Raw genomic sequence first — 14885 nt, 5'->3', positions numbered from 1 at the left:
TCCCAGTACTTGTCCTCCTGCAGCAGGACTCAGGAGGTGGGGCCGGTGTTCGTGCCGGGAGGGAGCACAGCGGCCGTTTCCTCTGCCGCGGCCCGGGCACTGTCAACCAGGACGCGCCACGGCCCGGTGATGGCCTGTTCCGGCAGGGCTGCCCTGCGCTGCCCGGCGGTGATTGAGTAGATAAAGCGGTCCGGCTGCGGGGCTTCGAGGGCAGCGGCGGCTGCCCGTGGTGTGCGGGGAACTGCATCCCACGGGCAGGCCTCGACGAGGGGCTGCCACTGGCTGAGGGCGGCGTCGGTCCGTGCATCCACCGTCCACACCCTGGGCACGGCGGCGGTTCCGCCTGTGCGCTCCACCTTGATCTTCATGGCCGGGTTCCTGGGCTTCCATATGGCCCCGGGGCACTGTAACGGGCCACAGGACAGCGGTTAAACCTTGACCTTCACAGTTTCCCACGCGCCCCGCACCGCATCATGCCCGGTGGACTCCGGGCCGAAGAGGTTAGCGGCAGTGCGGATTGTGGCACGGGCAAAGACGCTGAAGGTGGCGGCCGGGGGCAGTGACCCGTTAGTAAGGGTTTCGTACCAGATGCGGCCGGGGGATTCCCAGGCGTTGCCGCCCAGGGCCTCTGCAACGAGGTAGAAGGCCCGGTTGGGAATGCCGGAATTGATGTGGACCCCGCCATTGTCCGCACTGGTCCGGACGTAGCCATCCATGGAGTCCGGCTGCGGGTCCTTGCCCAGAACGTCGTCGTCGTACGCGGTTCCCGGCGCCTTCATGGACCGCAGGGCGAGGCCCTGAACCTGCGGGGTGAAGAGGCCTTCCCCGATGAGCCAGGTGGCCTGGGCCGCGGTCTGGTTCTTCGCGTACTGATCGACGAGCGCGCCGAACACGTCGGACATGGACTCGTTCAGGGCTCCGGCCTGGTTCCGGTAGGCAAGCCCCGCCGAATATTGGGTGACACCGTGGGCCAGTTCGTGGCCGATGACGCTGATGGACCTGGTGAACCGCTCGAAGACATCCCCGTCACCATCGCCGAAGACCATTTGGCTGCCGTTCCAGAACGCGTTGTCATAGAGCTGGCCAAAATGCACTGTGGCATCGAGCCTGAGTCCGGAATCGTCCACGGAGTTCCGGTCAAACACCTCAGCATAAAACCGGTGGGTGTGCCCCAGTCCGTCATAGGCTTCGTCGGCGGCGGCATCCGTAGTGGCCGCACCGCCTTCCTTCCGGACCGGGGTGCCGGGGAGGACCTCGGAACCTTCCGCGTCATAGATTGTCCGGTCCACCGGCCCCGGCCTCTCCTGTCGCAGCCCAGGGGTTGGCGCGGACGCCGCCTGGGCCCGCGCCGCGTGGAATGATTCCACATGGCCCAGGGCCTTCCTGGCGGCGGTGGCCGCGGCAGAGTATCCCGGCGCATCCTGCTGCGCGAGCCTGCGCAGCAGGTACGGGGGAACAATTGAACAGAACTGAACGTGCATTGCGTACTCCCTCAGCTAGGTGTTCCCAACCTAGGAGGAGGCACTGACAATCAAACGGCAGGCCGCTTCGGCGAAACCAACGGCCAGCCGGGCGCTGGAGCCGGTGCAGGTGGGTACGGTTAGCGCATGGCTGAAACCGAAAAGAGCACCAAGTCCAGCTCCACCCTCCTGACGGTCATCATCGCGTTCGTGGCCAATACCCTCGTGGCGGGGGCGAAGTCGGTGGCTGCTGTCCTTTCAGGTTCGGCCTCGATGGCGGCGGAAGCGGCGCACTCCTGGGCGGACACCGGCAACCAGGTGTTCCTGTTCTTTGCCGAGCGCCGGTCTGCCCGGCCCCGGGACAGGAGCCACCCGATGGGCTACGGCCGGGAAGCCTATGTGTGGTCCATGTTCGCCGCCTTCGGACTCTTCACCGCGGGCGCAGTGGTGTCCATCATGCATGGCATCCAGCAGATCATCGCACCGGAGCCCGCGGCGGATTTCACGATCGCCTACGTGGTCCTGGGCGTTGCCTTCGTCTTTGAAGGGATTTCCTTCATCCAGGCTTTCCGGCAGACCCGGAAAGCGGCCCACGAGCTGGAACGGCATACGCTGGAGCAGGTCCTCATTAGCTCCGATCCCACGCTCCGCGCAGTCTTCGCCGAGGATGCGGCTGCGCTGATCGGCCTCGTCGTGGCGTTCGTGGGTGTGTTCCTGCACCAGGTGACGGGATCCCCGCTCCCGGACGCCATTGGATCGATCACGGTTGGCGTTCTGCTGGCCATCGTCGCTGTCGTCCTCATCGACCGCAACAGGCGCTTCCTGGTGGGGCAGGGCGTGACGCCGGACATTGAACGTTCCATGGCCCGACGTGTGCTGGAGCATCCCGAGATTGCCCGGCTGACGTACCTGCACCTGGAATTTGTCGGCCCCCGCAAGCTGTACCTCGTGGCGGCAGTGGATTTGGAGGGGGACCACCCGGAGCACGAGGTCGCTGTGGTCCTGCGCCGGATCGAGCGCGAGCTGGAGGACCACGAGACCGTAGAGGAAGCAGTGCTCACCCTGGCCACCCTTGACGAGGCGGCCCTGCGCTTCTGAGTTCCCTGGAAGCGAAAAATCCCCGCCGCTTCACTGAAGCGGCGGGGATTGTGTGTGCCCTCGGTAGGATTCGAACCTACGGCCTTCTGCTCCGGAGGCAGACGCTCTATCCCCTGAGCTACGAGGGCAATCCGGATATCCTGCCGTTCCCGGCGGGACGTCCTAGAGCTTAGCAGGAAGGTGGCCCGCAAGGGAAAACCGCTGCCCGGACCCGTCGGAGGGGTGAGGGGAACGGGCCTTTGCAGCCCGAAAAGGAGTCCGCGCGGGCCGGTTGCGCACTGGCGCTTCCCTTTGCGCGGCGGACCGTGGGTCGGTTAAGGCAGGTGCCGGGGCTACGGGTCGAATTCTTTGCTGTCACTGGCCCCCGGTACGCTAGAGGGGTGACTCCCGAAGAACTTTCCCTCGCCATATCCGCCTGCCTCAAGGACGCCGTTGCCGCCGGCGATATTGCCCTTGCGGAATCAGCCATTCCGGCTGAGGTGCGTGTGGAACGGCCCAAGAACCGGGACCACGGCGACTGGGCAACCAACATCGCCCTGCAGCTGGCCAAGCAGGCAGGCACCAATCCCCGCGAATTCGCGAGCATCCTCAGCACCCGGCTGAAGTCCATCGATGGCGTCTCGGCCGTCGACATCGCGGGCCCGGGCTTCCTGAACATCACCGTGGACGCCGCTGCAGCCGGTGCCCTGGCGAAGGCCATCGTCGAGGCCGGCCGGACTTACGGCACCAACACAGCGCTCAGCGGGCACACGGTCAACATGGAGTTCGTTTCCGCAAATCCCACCGGTCCGCTGCACATCGGCCATACCCGGTGGGCCGCGTTGGGTGATTCCATTGCCCGCGTGCTGCGCGCCTCGGGCGCCGACGTGACGGCCGAGTACTACATCAACGACGCCGGATCGCAGATGAACACCTTCGCCACCTCCGTATACTCCCGCCTGCACGGCCGTCCCGTGCCCGATGGCGGTTACCCGGGACAGTACATCGCGGACCTGGGCCACGAGGTCCTCTCGGCGCATCCGGACATCCGCGAGCTGACGGAAGTGGCCGCACTGCCGGTCATCCGCGCTGCCGCATACGAGGCCCAGATGAAGGACATCAAAGCCACGCTGGCGGATTTCGGCGTGGAGTTCGACGTCTTCTTCTCCGAGCAGGAACTGCACGACGCCGGCGCCATCGAAAGTGCCGTGGCACGCCTGCGCGAACAGGGCCACGTGTTCGACGACGGCGGTGCTGTCTGGCTTCGGACCACGGACTTTGGCGACGACAAGGACCGGGTGATGATCCGGGCCAACGGCGAACCCACCTACTTTGCCGCAGACGCGGCCTACTACCTGTCCAAGAAGGACCGCGGTTTCACGGAGAAGATCTACCTGCTCGGCGCCGACCACCACGGCTACATCAACCGGCTCAAGGCGATCGCCGCCGCCGCAGGTGACGACCCCGAGGTGAACATCGAGGTCCTGATCGGCCAGCTGGTCTCCGTCAACGGAGCCAAACTGTCCAAGCGCGCGGGCAACATCATCGAGCTCAAGGACCTGATTGAGTGGCTGGGCAAGGATGCCGTCCGGTATTCCCTGGCCCGCTTCCCGGCCGACTCTCCGCTGACCCTCGATCCTGAACTGCTGAAGAAGCACAGCAACGAGAACCCCGTGTTCTACGTGCAGTACGCCCATGCCCGTTCCCGTGGTGCCGCGCGCAACGCGGTGGCCGCCGGTGTGGAACGCCAGGTGGACGGCCGGGACAGCTTCGAGGCCTCGCTGCTGGACCACGCCACGGAAAACGAGCTGCTGTCCTACCTGGGCAGTTACCCGTCCATCGTGGCCAAGGCGGCGGAACTGCGCGAACCGCACCGCGTGGCACGGCACCTCGAAGCCATCGCGGGGGCCTACCACCGCTGGTACGACGCCTGCCGGATCGCCCCGATGGGTGAAGAACCCGTCACCGACCTCAACCGCACCCGGCTTTGGCTCAACGACGCCACCAGCCAGGTACTGGCCAACGGGCTGGACCTGCTGGGCGTTTCGGCTCCAGAACGGATGTAGGACCGATGACGAACACAGCAGCACAGGGTTCCCCGCTTGCCCCGGAGTGGCTCGCCGTTCCGGATGACCTGAACAAGCTCCACGAACCGATGTGGGCCAAGGACGTCGCGCGCAACGGGGAGGGCGAACTCAGCATCGATGGTGTTCCCGTCAGCGAGTTGCAGCGGCAGTACGGCACCCCGCTTTTCGTCATGAGCGAAGCCGACTTCCGTGCCCGTGCCCGCGCCTTCAAGGACTCCTTCGACGCAGCCTTCGCCGATATTTGCGGCGGCGTTGACGTCTACTACGCCGGTAAATCCTTCCTCTGCACCGCAGTGGTGAAGTGGGTGGAAGAGGAAGGGCTGCGCCTTGACACCGCATCGGGCGGGGAGCTTGCCGTAGCAGCGCGCGCCGGCATGCCGGGGGAGCGGGTGGCGCTGCACGGCAACAACAAGTCCGACGCTGAACTGAACCGCGCGCTGGACATGGGACTTGGCCGGATCGTGGTGGACAGCCTGGACGAACTCGCGCGCGTCGGAGCCATTGCCCAGGCGCGCGGCGTGGAGGCGAAAGTCATGCTGCGGCTGACCCCCGGCGTCCACGCGCACACGCACGAATTCATTGCCACGGCGCATGAGGACCAGAAGTTCGGCCTCTCCATGGCGGCCGACACAACGGACCAGGCGGGCGTCTCCGCTGCCGAAGAAGCGGTGGCAGCGGCAGCCGCCCATCCCGGCATCGAACTACTGGGCCTGCACTGCCACATCGGCTCCCAGATCTTCGAGCCGGACGGCTTCGCGCTGGCCGCAGAGAAGCTCCTGCGCTTCCTGGCCGCCATGCAGGAAAAATATTCCATCACCTTGCCGGAGCTGGACCTCGGCGGTGGCTACGGCATTGCCTACACCCCCGTGGACACCCCGCGCCCCGCAGCGGAAATCGCGACGGCGATGGCCGCCGTCGTGCGTTCCACCTGCGCCGAGCTGGGCATCGACGCGCCGCGCATCTCCATCGAACCCGGCCGTGCCATCGTGGGCAGCACCACCTTCACCCTGTACGAGGTAGGCACGCTCAAGACCGTCCGCGTTGATGCTCCGGCTGCGTCCGGTGGTGACGGAGGCAACAACGTTACGTATCCGCGCCGGTATGTTGCGGTGGACGGCGGCATGAGCGACAACGCCCGCCCGGTGCTGTACGACGCGGATTATTCGGCTGTCCTGGCGTCGCGCACCTCCACCGCCGCCCCGCAGCTGTCCCGCGTAGTGGGCAAACATTGCGAGAGCGGCGACATAGTTGTTAGAGATGTATATCTGCCCGTGGACGTGGCAGCCGGTGATCTGCTCGCTGTCCCGGGAACCGGCGCCTACTGCTGGGCCCTCTCGAGCAACTACAACTATCTGGCCCGGCCGGGCGTTGTCGCGGTGCGCGACGGATCTGCCCGGCTGATTGTCCGCGGGGAAACCGAAGAAGATTTGCTGAGCCGCGACATGGGAGCCTGAATGACGGAATTGCGAACGCTGAAAGTAGCCCTGCTGGGCTGTGGCAACGTTGGGGCCCAGGTTGCGCGGATCCTGCTCGAGGACGCCGACGCCCTTGCCGCCCGTGCCGGGGCACGCCTGCAGCTCAGCGGCATCGCCGTGCGCAACGTCAACGCCCACCGCGACGTCGAACTGCCGCAGGAACTCTTCACCACAGACGCCGAGACCCTGGTCAAGGACGCGGACTTGGTGATTGAACTGATGGGTGGCATCGAGCCGGCCCGCACGCTGATCCTCGCCGCGCTGCGCAATGGCGCCTGCGTGGTCACCGGCAACAAGGCCCTCCTTGCCCAGGACGGTCCAACCCTCTACGAAGAGGCAGACAAGGCCGGCGTCCAGCTCTCCTACGAGGCCGCCGTGGCCGGAGCCATCCCCATCCTCCGCCCCATCCGTGACAGCCTTTCCGGCGACCGGATCACCCGGGTGCTGGGCATCGTCAACGGCACCACGAACTTCATCCTTGACCAGATGGACAGCACCGGCGCCCAGTTCGCGGACGCCCTCGCCGAAGCCCAGCGGCTCGGCTACGCAGAAGCGGACCCCACCGCCGACGTCGAAGGGCACGACGCCGCGGCAAAGGCCGCCATCCTGGCGTCGCTGTCATTCCACACCCGGTTCGCGCTGGAAAACGTCCACTGCGAGGGCATTTCGTCCGTCACTGCCTCGGACATTGCCGCGGCAAAGGACGCCGGCTTTGTGATCAAGCTGCTGGCCATCGCGGAGAAACTCACCGATGCCGAGGGCAAGGAAGGCGTATCCGTCCGCGTCCATCCCACGCTCCTGCCGCGCGAACACCCGCTGGCCGCCGTCCGGGGCGCCTTCAACGCCGTGTTCATCGAGGCTGAAAACGCCGGCGAGCTGATGTTCTACGGCCAGGGCGCCGGCGGCACCCCCACCGCGTCCGCCGTGATGGGTGACCTCGTTTCGGCGGCACGCCGCCTGGTCCTGGGCGGACCGCAGCGCACCGAGACCACCACCGGCCACGTCCCGGCGCTGCCCATCGAGGCTGCCACCACCAGCTACTACATCGGACTGGACGTCGCCGACCAGCCCGGCGTGCTGGCACGGATCGCCCACCTCTTTGCCGAGCACGGCGTGTCCATCGAAATCATGCGGCAGACCATCCACCGCGACGCCGCATCCAATGTGGAGTCAGCGGAACTGCGGATCGTCACCCACCGCGCGTCAGAGGCTGCCCTTGCAGCCACCGTCGAGGCCGTGAAGGGCCTTGACGTCATCAATTCAGTTACATCCGTTCTTCGGGTAGAAGGAGTCTAAGTGGCTCACCAATGGCGCGGTGTCATCCGCGAATACGCTGACCGCCTGCCCGTGACGGAGTCCACCAGGGTGATCACCCTGGGCGAGGGCGGCACCCCGCTGGTGCACGCACAGAAGCTCTCCGAACTCACCGGCTCCGAGGTCTACCTGAAGGTCGAGGGCATGAACCCCACCGGGTCCTTCAAGGACCGCGGCATGACCATGGCCATGACGGCGGCAGTCGCCTCCGGCGCCAAGGCCGTCGTCTGCGCGTCCACCGGAAACACCTCCGCTTCCGCAGCCGCCTACGCAACCGCCGCGGGCCTGAAGTGCGCCGTCCTGGTCCCTGAAGGCAAGATCTCCATGGGCAAGCTCAGCCAGGCCATCGCCCACGGCGCAACGCTGCTGCAGGTGGACGGCAACTTCGACAACTGCCTGGACATCGCCCGCAAGCTGGGGGAGTCCTACCCCGTCTTCCTCGTTAACTCCGTCAACCCTGCCCGCATCCAGGGCCAGAAGACCGGCGCGTTCGAAGTAGTCGACGCCCTTGGAGACGCTCCGGACATCCACGTCCTGCCGGTCGGCAATGCGGGCAACATCACCGCCTACTGGAAGGGCTACAAGGAGTACTCCGCGCCGTTCGAGTCGGACACGGCCGGCACCCTGCCGGCCGTGTCCACCAGGACGCCCGCAATGTGGGGCTTCCAGGCTGCCGGCGCCGCGCCCTTCGTGGCCGGCCATCCGATCACCGAGCCGGACACCATCGCCACCGCCATCCGGATCGGAAACCCCGCGTCCTGGGACGGCGCAGTTGGTGCACGTGATGAGTCCGGCGGGCTCATCGACGCCGTCACCGACGAAGAGATCCTGAGCGCCCACCGCTGGCTGTCATCGAAGGAAGGGGTCTTCGTAGAGCCCGGTTCCGCAGCCGGCGTGGCGGGCCTGCTCAAGAAGCATGCGGCCGGCGAGGTTCCCAGCGGGAAAACCATCGTCATCACCGTCACCGGACACGGACTCAAGGACCCCCAGTGGGCCCTGCGCACCGAGGACGGCAGCGACGTCAAGCCGGTCAAGGTCCCCAACGACGTGGTCACCGTTGCCGCTGAGCTGGGACTGGAAGAAAAATAGCCTTGGACACCACCTCGCAGGCCGCCGTCGGACTGCAACTCATCGAGCCGGGCCAGCGCGTCACCGTCCGCGTCCCCGCCACCACAGCCAACCTCGGTCCCGGGTATGACAGCCTGGGACTCGCGTTGGCGCTGCATGACACCCTCACGGTGGAAAGCCTGGACACGGACGAACTCGTGTTCGAGCTCAGCGGCGAGGGCGCGGACACGCTGCCGCGCGATGCCAGCCACCTGGTGGTCCGCGCCATGGACGCAGCCTTCGAGCGGCTGGGCTACCGCCACGGCGGCCTGAAAGTGACCGCCGTGAACGTGAACCCGCACGGCCGGGGGCTGGGCTCCTCCGCCTCCGCCGTGGTGGCCGCCGTCTCCGCAGCCAATGCCATGGTGCCTGCCCGGAGCCAGCGCGGAAAGGACTGGATCCTCCAGCTGACCAGCGAACTGGAAGGGCACCCGGACAACGTCGCACCTGCGATTTTCGGCGGACTGGCGCTGTCATGGCAGGACAGTGAGCAGTACAGCAGCACCAGCGCCACCGTCGCCGGGTCGGTCATCCCCATCGTGGCGGTACCCGACTTTGAACTCTCCACCGAAGCCGCGCGCGCGCTGTTGCCCGCATCGGTGGCACACCACGCCGCCGCTATGAATTCGGGAAGGGCTGCCCTGCTGATCCATGCGTTGACGCAGAAGCCCGAATTTTTGTTGCCCGGCACGGAGGACTACCTCCACCAGAGCTACCGCGCAGAGGCCATGCGGCCCAGTGCAGCGCTCATCGCCGCGCTGCGCAACGCCGGTTACCCGGCCGTGGTATCCGGGGCCGGCCCGACCGTCCTGGTGCTGGCCAACGGGGAGGCCCAGGCCGCCAATGCCCTGGCCTTCATCGAGGCCTTCACTGCCGGGAACACGCCGGAAACAGGCTGGCGCGTGCTGAAGCTCGCAGTGGACGTCGAAGGTGCTAAGGTGGACTTGCACCGGCGGTAATTCCGCCTATCTGATCTGCTCCTGCATTCAGTTGCTATTTGATCTACGACTGTGAATGTATTCCGGTGCCACCTGCTTGGTCTGTCGCAGGAATCTGCAGCATCCAACTGCCCCTGAACCGTCAGCCCGGCGTTGCGTCATTGGGCGCAGCGCAAGGTGAATCAGTATCCGGCCCTGCTGGCCGAAATCCAACCGGCAAGGCCGAAAAATCCCGGCTGCAGATCTGAACTGCGGCCCAGATCAAATCATCGCGCCCAGCTCCCAGTCTGGGCGCCGTCGAGGGGGAAGGATCCTTCGTGACCGAAACCACTGAGCTGTCGCCAGCTGTGGAACACACAACTTCTGCTGCCGAACCAATGGCCGCACCCGCCAAGAGCAGCGGCCTCGCCGGCCTGAAGCTCGCCCAGCTGCAGGCCCTTGCCAGCCAGCTCGGTATCTCCGGCGGTTCCCGCATGCGGAAGGGGGACCTGGTCTCGGCCATCTCCGCCCACCGCGCCGGTACCCTCACCGCCAAGGCCCCCGCGAAGTCCGCTGAAAAGGCTCCGGAAAGCGTCGTGGCTCCGGCTGTCGCTGCACCGGCTTCCGCTCCCGAGGCTCCTGCCGCAGAGGCCGCTGCCGCAGAAGGCACCCGTGCCCGCGGGCGCGGACGCAGCCGCCGCGCCGTCAGTGACGGCGTGGTTGCCCCGGCAGCCGAAGCTCCCGTTGTGGACACCGTTGCCGCGCCTGCCGCTGCAACTGTCGAGGCGCCGTCGGCCGCTCCTGCCGAAACCACCGAGGCAACTGAAGGTGCCCCCGAACGCCGTCAGCCCCGTACCCGCAACCGCCGCCGCAGCGAAGCTGCTGCCGCGCCCGTCCAGGAAACCCCCGTGGAAACCCCGGCAGAGCAGCCCGCCGGGGAACCGCGCGAGCAGCGCGCTGAAGCGTCCGCAGCGGAGCCGTCCGACGCCGGCCAGCGCACCGAACGCCGCGAAGGCGGACGCACCCGCGGCCGTGAGAACACCCGCGACTCCGACGGCGGACGTGACAACCAGGGCAGCCGCGAGGCAGGCCAGCGCGAAGGCAGCCGGGACAACCGCGATGGCGAGGACACCGACGGCGGCAGCCGCCGCAACCGCCGGAACCGCCGGGACCGCAATGACCGGAACGACCGCTCCGGCGGCCAGGACCGGGACAACTCCCGCAACGACCGCTTCCGCGACCGCAACGACCGCCGCCGCGGCCGCAACCAGGGCCCGGACGTGGACGACGTCGAAATCACCGAAGACGACGTCCTGCTGCCGGTGGCGGGCATCCTGGATGTCCTGGAGAACTACGCGTTCATCCGCACCTCCGGCTACCTGCCCGGCCCCAACGACGTCTACGTCTCCCTGGCCCAGGTCAAGAAGTACAACCTGCGCAAGGGTGACGCCGTGGTTGGCGCCATCCGCGCACCACGGGAGGGCGAGGACCGCAACCAGCAGTCCAACCGCCAGAAGTTCAACGCCCTGGTCCGCGTCACGTCCGTGAACGGCAAGACGCCCGAGGAACTGAAGGACCGCGTCGAGTTCGCCAAGCTCGTTCCGCTGTACCCGTCCGAGCGCCTGCGCCTGGAGACCGACCCCAAGAAGATCGGTCCCCGCGTCATCGACCTCGTCGCCCCGATCGGCAAGGGCCAGCGTGGCCTGATCGTCTCCCCGCCCAAGGCCGGAAAGACGCTCATCCTGCAGTCCATCGCCAACGCCATCACCACCAACAACCCTGAGGTCCACCTCATGATGGTGCTGGTTGACGAACGTCCTGAAGAAGTGACGGACATGCAGCGCACAGTCAAGGGCGAGGTCATTGCCTCCACCTTCGACCGTCCCGCCGACGACCACACCACCGTGGCCGAGCTCTCCATCGAGCGCGCCAAGCGCCTCGTGGAAATGGGCATGGACGTTGTGGTGCTCCTCGACTCCATGACCCGCCTGGGACGCGCCTACAACCTGGCAGCACCGGCCTCCGGCCGCATCCTGTCCGGTGGCGTGGACTCCGCAGCCCTGTACCCGCCCAAGCGCTTCTTCGGCGCCGCCCGCAACATCGAGAACGGCGGCTCACTCACCATCCTGGCCACCGCCCTCGTTGAGACCGGCTCCAAGATGGACGAGGTCATCTTCGAAGAGTTCAAGGGCACCGGCAACATGGAACTGCGCCTGTCCCGCCAGCTGGCAGACAAGCGGATCTTCCCGGCCGTGGACGTCAACGCATCAGGCACCCGCCGCGAGGAAAACCTGCTCTCGCCCGAGGAAGTCAAGATCATGTGGAAGCTGCGCCGGGTCCTCTCGGGACTCGAGACCCAGCAGAGCCTTGAACTGCTCACCAACAAGATCAGGGAAACCCAGAGCAACGTCGAGTTCCTCATGCAGGTCCAGAAGACGACGCTCGGTGCGAAGTCGGATAACGACAAGTAGCTGAGTTCGGGGCGGGTGTGGAATTTTCGTGCGGCTGGGTGCCGCGCGGATTTTCCGCCCCCGCCCCTTCGCGTGGCGGCTCAGTCCTGACGGACGTGAGCCGCCACGCTTCGGCAGGCCCGATGCCACTCCCGGGGCGGAAAATCCGCGCGGCTTCCGTTGGTTACCGTCCTGCTTCGCGCCCTGCTTGTGGCATTACTAGACTTGTACAAGTCGAAAGAGGTTTATAGATGTTTGAGTCCGTACAGGGCCTGCTTGATGAGCATGACTCCATCCAGGCACAGCTGGGCGATCCTGCTGTTTACGCCGACCAGCGGCTTGCCAGGAAGCTCGGACGGCGGTCGGCTCAGCTCAACGGCATTGTTGACGCGTACCACAAGTGGGAAGGGCTGCGGGATGATCTTGCTGCCGCCAAGGAAATGGCTGCCGAGGATCCCGAGTTCGCTGCCGAGGTGCCCGAACTGGAAGCTTCGCTCGAGGTTGCTGCGGCCAAGCTGCGCCGCCTGCTGATTCCCCGCGATCCGGATGATGCCCGCAATGTGATCCTTGAAGTCAAGGGTGGCGAAGGCGGCGACGAGGCTGCCCTGTTCGCCGGCGACCTGCTGCGCATGTACACCCGCTACGCCGAGTCCCGCGGCTGGAAGACCGAGATCATTTCCGCCACCGAATCGGATCTTGGCGGGTACAAGGACGTCCAGATGGCCGTCAAGGGCAACTCAAACGACCCCGCCGAGGGCGTATACGCACGGCTCAAGTTCGAAGGCGGCGTGCACCGCGTCCAGCGCGTGCCTGTGACCGAGTCCCAGGGCCGCATCCACACCTCCGCCGCCGGCGTGCTCGTCCTGCCCGAGGTTGACGAGCCGGAAGAGCTCGAGATCAACCAGAACGACCTCAAGATCGACGTGTACCGGTCCTCGGGCCCGGGCGGCCAGTCGGTGAACACTACGGACTCCGCGGTCCGCATCACCCACCTTCCCACCGGCATCGTGGTGGCCATGCAGAACGAGAAGTCCCAGCTGCAGAACCGTGAGGCCGGCATGCGCGTCCTGCGTGCCCGCATCCTGGCACACCAGCAGGAACAGATCGACGCCGCCAACTCGGAACAGCGCAAGTCGCAGATCCGCACCATGGACCGCTCGGAGCGCATCCGCACCTACAATTACCCGGAAAACCGGATCGCGGACCACCGCACCGGATACAAGGCCTACAACCTGGACCAGGTCATGAACGGTGACCTGGAGCCCGTCATCCAGTCCGCGATCGAGATGGACGAGCAGGCCCGGCTGGACGCCATCGGCGACTGACCGGAACGTCCACCATGACCGAGCCCAAGCACGCAGCCCCCGCACGGACCCTCGCTGCAGCGGTCCGCGAGGCTGCCGCCCTCCTTGCCGAGGCCGGCGTGCCCAGCCCGCGGGCCGATGCCGAGCTGCTGGCAGACCACCTCCTGAATGTCGGACTGGGCCGGCTGCGCTCCCTCATGCTCGGTGATACCCCGGAGCCCGATGGGTATGCCGGGCTCGTGGCCGAACGGGCCCGCCGTATTCCACTGCAGCACATCACCGGAGTGGCGCATTTCCGCTATCTGGAACTGGCGGTGGGGCCCGGGGTCTTCATTCCCCGTCCCGAGACGGAATCCGTGGTCCAGCTGGCCATCGACCACGTCCGGGGCGTGGACGGCCCGCGCATCGTGGACCTCGGCACGGGCTCCGGTGCCATTGCCGGGTCCCTCGCCACCGAGGTGCCCGGGGCGGAGGTGCACGCCGTGGAGTTCAGTCCGTTCGCGCACGCCTGGGCAGCGAAAAACCTTGACCCTCTGGGCGTGCACCTCGTCCTTGGGGACCTGCGGGACGCCTTTCCGGAACTCAACGGAACTGTCGACGTCGTGGTTTCCAACCCGCCCTACATCCCCGCCGAAGCCATCCCCAATGAACCCGAAGTAGCGCTGCACGATCCACCCGAGGCTTTGTACGGCGGGGGAGCGGACGGCATGGACCTTCCGACCGCGGCAGCGGCCTCAGCGGCCCGCCTGCTGCGCCCTGGGGGCTACTTCGTCATGGAACACGCAGAAGTCCAGGCCGGCTGGATTGCGGCCATGCTTGCAAGGACCGGACCCTGGACAGCCATCAGCACTCACTTGGACCTCAACGGCAGGGAACGCGCCACCAGCGCCGTGCTCGTTGAGGAGTCCGCACGGAATGAAAGAATGGGCCAGTGACCACAACTTATGACTGCAGCATCGACGACGAGCGGGCCCGGGGCCTGGAACACGCCCAGCGCGCCATCAGCGAGAATAAGTGCGTCGTGCTCCCCACGGACACGGTTTACGGGATCGGCGCGGACGCGTTCTCGCCGCAGGCCGTCACCATGTTGCTGGTTTCCAAGGGACGCAGCCGCACCATGCCGCCGCCCGTCCTGATTCCGCGCATCAATGCCCTCGACGGCCTGGCCACCGAGGTTTCGGCTGACGCCCGCAAGCTGGCCGAAGCCTTCTGGCCCGGCGGCCTGACCCTGATCCTGCACGCGCAGCCGTCGCTCGACTGGGACCTTGGCGAAACCAAGGGGACAGTTGCGCTGCGCATGCCCGCCGACGAGGTGGCCCTGGAGCTGCTGACCCTCACGGGACCACTTGCCGTCTCCTCCGCCAACCGCACCGGCCAGGCCCCGGCCCAGACTGCCGCGGCGGCACGCGAGCAGCTCGCCGACTCCGTGGAGGTCTACCTGGAAGGCGGCCCCCGGCCGCTGGAGGGCGAAGCCGGGGTCCCGTCAACCATCGTGGATGCCACCGGTCCCGTCCTGCGCGTAGTCCGCGACGGGGCAGTCAGCCTGGAGCGGCTGCGCGAGCACGTTCCCGGCGTCCTTGGCCTGGGTGAGGTCCCCACGGCGTCCGAGGAACCGGCACCGGGGACGGACCCTGAGGCAACCAGCGCAGGCAGCACCGCCGTCAGCGACGCTGACAGAGTTGCGGGAAACTGAC

General features: G+C 66.7%; 12 protein-coding genes and 1 tRNA gene. 10 read left to right on the top strand and 3 right to left on the bottom strand.

Annotation, left to right across the window (positions count from 1 at the left end; genetic code table 11):
• Nucleotides 1-29: 29 nt before the first annotated feature.
• Together AB0313_RS06620 and AB0313_RS06615 are read right to left on the bottom strand one after the other, a co-directional pair.
• The gene (locus tag AB0313_RS06620; RefSeq protein WP_141942119.1) at nucleotides 30-368 is read right to left on the bottom strand and encodes a protealysin inhibitor emfourin; all 339 of its coding nucleotides are present in this window, start codon (nucleotides 366-368) and stop codon (nucleotides 30-32) included.
• A 60-nt stretch (nucleotides 369-428) separates the two neighbouring features.
• A complete protein-coding gene (locus tag AB0313_RS06615) occupies nucleotides 429-1481 on the bottom strand; it encodes a M4 family metallopeptidase (RefSeq protein ID WP_366304420.1) in 1053 nt (350 codons plus the stop codon).
• Between the two features lie 126 nt (nucleotides 1482-1607).
• On the opposite strand from AB0313_RS06615, the gene AB0313_RS06610 reads away from it, so the two are divergent.
• Entirely contained in the window at nucleotides 1608-2558 is a 951-nt protein-coding gene (locus AB0313_RS06610) for a cation diffusion facilitator family transporter (RefSeq protein WP_141942115.1), read from the top strand.
• Between the two features lie 55 nt (nucleotides 2559-2613).
• On the opposite strand, the gene AB0313_RS06605 is transcribed toward AB0313_RS06610, so the two are convergent.
• Nucleotides 2614-2686 (bottom strand) — tRNA-Arg (locus tag AB0313_RS06605).
• 252 nt (nucleotides 2687-2938) lie between these two features.
• Between AB0313_RS06605 and argS the strand changes: the two genes are divergently transcribed.
• The 9 genes from argS to AB0313_RS06560 all read left to right on the top strand — a co-directional run bounded on the left by argS (nucleotide 2939) and on the right by AB0313_RS06560 (nucleotide 14884).
• On the top strand, nucleotides 2939-4603 hold the full coding sequence (gene argS, locus AB0313_RS06600; protein WP_366304418.1) for an arginine--tRNA ligase: 1665 nt from the start codon (nucleotides 2939-2941) through the stop codon (nucleotides 4601-4603).
• Between the two features lie 5 nt (nucleotides 4604-4608).
• On the top strand, nucleotides 4609-6078 hold the full coding sequence (gene lysA / locus AB0313_RS06595) for a diaminopimelate decarboxylase (protein WP_366304416.1): 1470 nt from the start codon (nucleotides 4609-4611) through the stop codon (nucleotides 6076-6078).
• Nucleotides 6079-7395: a homoserine dehydrogenase gene (locus tag AB0313_RS06590; RefSeq protein ID WP_141942109.1), complete on the top strand. Its 1317-nt coding sequence runs from the start codon at nucleotides 6079-6081 to the stop codon at nucleotides 7393-7395. It begins immediately after the preceding gene.
• Entirely contained in the window at nucleotides 7396-8502 is a 1107-nt protein-coding gene (thrC, locus tag AB0313_RS06585) for a threonine synthase (protein WP_141942107.1), read from the top strand.
• A gap of 2 nt (nucleotides 8503-8504) precedes the next feature.
• On the top strand, nucleotides 8505-9479 hold the full coding sequence (gene thrB / locus AB0313_RS06580; RefSeq protein ID WP_366304413.1) for a homoserine kinase: 975 nt from the start codon (nucleotides 8505-8507) through the stop codon (nucleotides 9477-9479).
• 296 nt (nucleotides 9480-9775) lie between these two features.
• Complete coding sequence (gene rho, locus AB0313_RS06575) at nucleotides 9776-11908, top strand: transcription termination factor Rho (RefSeq protein ID WP_366304411.1); 2133 nt, start codon at nucleotides 9776-9778, stop codon at nucleotides 11906-11908.
• 230 nt (nucleotides 11909-12138) lie between these two features.
• On the top strand, nucleotides 12139-13212 hold the full coding sequence (gene prfA, locus AB0313_RS06570) for a peptide chain release factor 1 (protein ID WP_141942101.1): 1074 nt from the start codon (nucleotides 12139-12141) through the stop codon (nucleotides 13210-13212).
• A gap of 14 nt (nucleotides 13213-13226) precedes the next feature.
• A complete protein-coding gene (gene prmC, locus AB0313_RS06565) occupies nucleotides 13227-14126 on the top strand; it encodes a peptide chain release factor N(5)-glutamine methyltransferase (RefSeq protein ID WP_366304409.1) in 900 nt (299 codons plus the stop codon).
• A complete protein-coding gene (locus tag AB0313_RS06560) occupies nucleotides 14123-14884 on the top strand; it encodes an L-threonylcarbamoyladenylate synthase (RefSeq protein WP_307308632.1) in 762 nt (253 codons plus the stop codon). The genes prmC and AB0313_RS06560 overlap by 4 nt, the downstream gene beginning before the upstream one ends.
• The last annotated feature ends 1 nt before the right edge of the window (nucleotide 14885 follow it).

The organism is Pseudarthrobacter sp. NPDC080039, assembly GCF_040702335.1.
Taxonomy (GTDB): domain Bacteria; phylum Actinomycetota; class Actinomycetes; order Actinomycetales; family Micrococcaceae; genus Arthrobacter; species Arthrobacter enclensis_A.
Note: the sequence above shows the minus strand (reverse complement) of the source record. Positions and strands in the feature narration are given on the sequence as shown.